Source organism: Pseudomonas baetica, from assembly GCF_019733355.1.
GTDB classification, from domain to species: domain Bacteria; phylum Pseudomonadota; class Gammaproteobacteria; order Pseudomonadales; family Pseudomonadaceae; genus Aquipseudomonas; species Aquipseudomonas baetica_A.
The window spans coordinates 1-2,635 of record NZ_JAIHLQ010000104.1 but is presented as its reverse complement, the minus strand read 5'-3'; the positions used below and the strand labels follow the sequence as shown (position 1 = coordinate 2,635).

Below are 2,635 nucleotides of genomic sequence, written 5' to 3'. Positions count from 1 at the left end.
TGCGTATTTCGGCCTATCGTGACCGCCCGTTTCGGTACATCGTGACCGACCATTTCGCTAACGCGTGACCGCTCATTTCGCTAACAACGTGACCGATTTTCCGCCTGTTCCGAAACAGCCGGTCACGCTCTTACCGAAATGGTCGGTCACGCTGTTAGCGAAATACCCTCCACTCCGTTGCGCATGACCTGACGCGCCGCCACCCTCAGTCCCATTTCGGGGAATCGAAGGATGGCGGCGCAGCGAGTAGCCATGCGTAATATCAAAGAATGCCTGCGCCTCAAGTTCGAGGCCGACCTGTCCCACGACAAGATCGCCCGCGCCTTGCAACTGTCCAAGGGCGTGGTCAGCAAGTACATCAAGGCGGCGCGCGACACCGGCATCGAGTGGCCCGCGCTGGCTCTACTGGATGAGGCGGCGCTTGGCGCCGCCCTGATTCCGGCCGCCAAAGTCGTGCACACACGCGGCGACCGCGTGTTGCCCGACGTGATCACCCTGCACCGCGAACTACGTCGCAAAGGCGTGACGCTACAACTGCTGTGGGAGGAATACACCGCCGCTCATCCCGACCAGCCAACCTACCGCTACACCCAGTTCGTCGAGCATTACCGCTGCTACGCACGGACGCTCAAACGTTCGATGCGCCAGCAGCACCGCGCGGGCGAAAAGCTGTTCATCGACTACGCCGGGCCCACGCTGCCGGTGATCGACGCCGCCACCGGCGAGATCCGCCAGGCCCACATCTTCGTCGGAGCCCTCGGCGCCTCGAACTACACCTACGCGTGCGCCACGCCGGGCGAGACCCAGGTGGACTGGCTGACGGCGTTGAGCCAGGCCCTCAGCTACTTCGGTGGCGTCCCCGAAATGATCGTCCCGGACAACCCTCGCGCCCTGGTTGCCCGGCCTGACCGTTATGAGCCGGGTCTGAACCGCGCGGCACTGGAGTGCGCCCAGCACTACGGCGCCATCATGCTCCCGGCGCGCCCGCGCAAGCCGCAGGACAAAGCCAAGGCAGAGGTAGCGGTGCAGGTAGTCGAGCGCTGGATCATGGCGCGGTTGCGGCATCAGCAGTTCTTCAGCCTGCATGCGCTCAATCAGGCCATCGCCGTCTTGCTGGAGGACTTGAACCGACGCCCGTTCAAAAAGCTCGACGGATGCCGACGGGACTGGTTCGAGCAACTCGACCAGCCAGCGCTCAGGCCGCTGCCGGCGCATCCGTATGAGGTCGTGACCTTCAAGCGCTGCAAGGTCAACATTGATTACCACATCGAAGTGAATGGCGGCTTTTACAGCGTGCCCTCGGCCTTGGCCCGGCAAAGCGTCGACGCCAGAGTGAGCGCCCATACCGTCGAAATCCTGCATGGCCACCGGCGAGTCGCCAGCCACCTGTTGCTCCCGCGGCGCGGCGCCTACAGCACCCAGAGCGAACACATGCCGGCCTCGCACAAGGCCCATCGCGACTGGACGCCTCAGCGCCTGCTCGACTGGGGCGAGCGGATCGGCCCGCACGTCCGGCAGATCGTCGAACATCAACTGACCCACAAACCCCATCCGGAGATGGGCTACCGCTCCTGCCTGGGCTTGCTCTCGCTGGCTCGCCACTATGGCAACGAGCGTCTGGAGGCGGCAGCCAGCCGCGCCGTGCAACTGCGCGCGCTCAACAGCCGCACCGTACGCAACCTGCTCAAACAAGGGCTCGACCAGCAACCGCTGCCCAAGGTCACCGCCGCTCAACCCGCCTGCCACGAGAACGTGCGCGGTGCCGACTATTACACCCAAAAGGAGCTGTTCAATGATGACGCAACACACGCTTAATCAATTGCACCACCTGCGCCTCAGCGGCATGGCCAAGGCGCTGGAAGAGCAGTGGACACTGCCAGCCAGCCACAGCTTGAGCTTCGATGAGCGGCTCGGCCTGCTGCTCGACCGCGAGCTGGCCTGGCGCGACAACAAACGCCTGGAGCGACTGCGCAAACAAGCCAAACTCAAATACGCCGGCGCCTGCCTGGAAGACCTCGACCGCCGCCAAGGCAGAGGACTGGACGAACGCCAGCTCGCAACCCTGGCCGGCGGTGACTGGATCCGCCAACAGCACAACCTGTTGCTGACCGGCCCAACCGGCGTCGGCAAAACCTGGCTCGCCTGCGCTTTGGGTAACCAGGCCTGCCGCCAAGGCTACAGCACGCTCTACCTGCGCACGCCACGCCTGCTGGAACAACTGCGGATCGCCCACGGCGACGGCAGCTTCGGCCGCACGCTGCAACAACTGGCCAAAGTCGACGTGCTGATTTTAGACGACTGGGCGCTGGCGCCGCTGGAAGAAAATGCCCGGCACGACTTGCTGGAAGTGATCGACGACCGCGCCGGCTCGCGGTCGACGGTACTGACCAGCCAACTTCCGGTCGATCACTGGCACGGCTGGATCAACGATCCGACAGTGGCCGACGCCTTGCTGGATCGGCTGGTGCACAGCGCGTATCGAATCGTGATGAAGGGTGAGTCGCTGCGACGTAAAAAGACGGAAGAAGAAGCGGCATCGTGACCGATGCGGTTAGAATTTAGACCCCGCGCAATCGGGTGGAGAAACCGGTCACGTTGTTAGCGAAATGACCGGTCACGATGAGCGAAATACGCA

General features: G+C 63.6%; 2 protein-coding genes. Both read left to right on the top strand.

Annotated elements, in window-relative coordinates; genetic code table 11:
• The first annotated feature begins 231 nt into the window (after positions 1 to 231).
• On the top strand, positions 232 to 1,815 hold the full coding sequence (gene istA, locus K5E40_RS34200) for an IS21 family transposase (RefSeq protein WP_024264894.1): 1,584 nt from the start codon (positions 232 to 234) through the stop codon (positions 1,813 to 1,815).
• Complete coding sequence (gene istB, locus K5E40_RS34195) at positions 1,793 to 2,542, top strand: IS21-like element helper ATPase IstB (RefSeq protein WP_024264895.1); 750 nt, start codon at positions 1,793 to 1,795, stop codon at positions 2,540 to 2,542. Before istA ends, istB begins: the two co-directional genes overlap by 23 nt.
• The last annotated feature ends 93 nt before the right edge of the window (positions 2,543 to 2,635 follow it).